Source organism: Streptomyces sp. NPDC031479, assembly GCF_055581065.1.
Genome location: NZ_JBVIKC010000105.1, coordinates 1 through 1869, shown reverse-complemented (window position 1 = coordinate 1869; position 1869 = coordinate 1). Strand labels below are relative to the sequence as shown.

Below are 1869 nucleotides of genomic sequence, written 5' to 3'. Positions count from 1 at the left end.
ACGATGTGACCGTCACCTCGCTTCAGGGTGATGCCCCGCTCCGCCAGGATCTTGTCGGCGTTCGGATAACCGAAGTCCTCGATCGCGTAACCAGGGCCTTCATCCGCGACGGAACCCATCGCCGAGGCGTTCACTCGGGCAGGAGCTCCGGAGATTCCGCCACCGACCGCGATCCATGCCAGGGCGCCCGCGCCCAGGGCCGCGCCAACAGCGCGGAGCATTTTCTTGTGTGCCTTCATTGGCTGCTATTCCAGTCCTTGCTTGATAGCGGCTTCAAGTCGGTGACAACTGACAGATTGCACTGCCGGGTCGTCCCGAGGTTTCATTCCGCACGGTGAAGACGAAAAATGGAGGCTGCCCTCGGCGGGGCGCCGAGGGCAGCCTCCATTTCTTTCGGTTGGTCAGGCCGTTCAGATCTTCCAGACCTGGTCGACATACCGGGAGTCGCAACCGACCTGCGTCAGGGGCGCTCCCCACTCCGGCGTGCGCCATGAGACGTACATGCACTTGTCGGTCAGCGAGTTCCGGATGGAGTAGCCGCCGCCGGCGACCGGCTCCAGCTTCCACACCTGGTCGGCGTACTCCGGGTGGCAGTCGTACTGCGTCACGGGCGCGCCGTCCTCAGGGGTGCGCCACGAGACCAGGAGGCAGCGGTTGTTGTACTGGTTGCGGATCTGGTAGCCGCCCGGGACCGGCTCCAGCTTCCAGAGCTGGTCGGCGTACTGCGGATCGCAGTCGACCTGCTGGGCCTGGGCGCCGTTGTCGGGGGTGCGCCAACCGACGTACGCGCAGCGGTTGCTCAGCGCGTTCTGGATCGAGGCGGTGGTGAAGCGGACGTCCCGCAGCCAGCCGGCGAGGTCGTCGGTGCGGGTGGAGATGGCGCCCGTACGGGTCTCGGTAGCGGGGGCGCCGAGGCAGCCACCCTGCCAGGAGCGGGAGTTGACGGCGACGATCTGGCCCGCGGAGTTCAGGAGTGGTCCGCCGGTGTCGCCCTTGCAGAGCACGTCCGTGCCCTTACCGGTGACGGAGAGCGTCGTGGATGTCGCGGAGTTGACGGTGAAGGTGGCGGTGTGGAGCTTGTCCGGCAGCCACTCGGACTTCGTACGGCCGAATCCGGCCGCGGTCAGGTCGGTACCGGCCGACGGGGCGGCGGTCGCGAGGGGGGCGGGTGCGATTCCGGTGACCGCGGTGGCAAGTCGTACGAGGGCAGCGTCCCGGTCGGTGCGCGGCGCGATCTCGATGACCTCGACCGCCTTGCCGTCGCTGAGCGTCGCGGTGGTCTTCAGGGCCGGCTCGCCGGCCGGGACCGGGGTGCCGGGGATGGTGGCGAAGCAGCTCGCGGCGGTGAGGACCCAGAAGCGGTCGACCAGAGTGCCGGTGCAGGCACGGGAGTTGGCCTCGTCGCCGAGGTTGAGCCGGACGGCGTAGGGTTGCGCGCCCGTGGCGGCCTCGGGGCCGGAGGCCGCGGCGGCGGGGGTCGCCGATATCAGGCCCGCCGACAGCACGGCGGAGGTGGCCAGCAGGCTGGAGATCCGCGCGGTGCGCGGACGGAGTGCGGACATGCGAGTTCCCTTCGCGGGCAGAGCGCGGGTGCGCGGGCATGGCCTCGCGGACGCCCGCAACGCGGTTCGGCCACTCGGCCGACGGGTTCACGGGAGTGCTGCCAGATAGGCGGTACGGGCGCCTTGCGACGGGTCCGTCGCCCGGCATGGGCGCCGGCATGAGGACGGATGCCTAGCGCGGGCGGCTCCGCTGCTACTTGGTGGTGCGGATCTCCATGAGCATGAAGTCGCGGCCCTGCTCGTCGGCGCTCTCGCCGACCGGCGTCCAGGCGTTCTTGTTCACGTCGAACTTCTTCTGCTCGGTACC

Annotated in this window: 1 protein-coding gene and 1 pseudogene; both read right to left on the bottom strand. The window is 69.3% G+C overall.

Features of this window, described 5'->3' with window-relative positions:
- Positions 1–239: pseudogene (locus ACZ5D2_RS40860) on the bottom strand (hypothetical protein); the annotation flags it as partial.
- A 171-nt stretch (positions 240–410) separates the two neighbouring features.
- On the bottom strand, positions 411–1562 hold the full coding sequence (locus ACZ5D2_RS40855; protein WP_468936809.1) for an RICIN domain-containing protein: 1152 nt from the start codon (positions 1560–1562) through the stop codon (positions 411–413).
- Between the last annotated feature and the right edge of the window lie 307 nt (positions 1563–1869).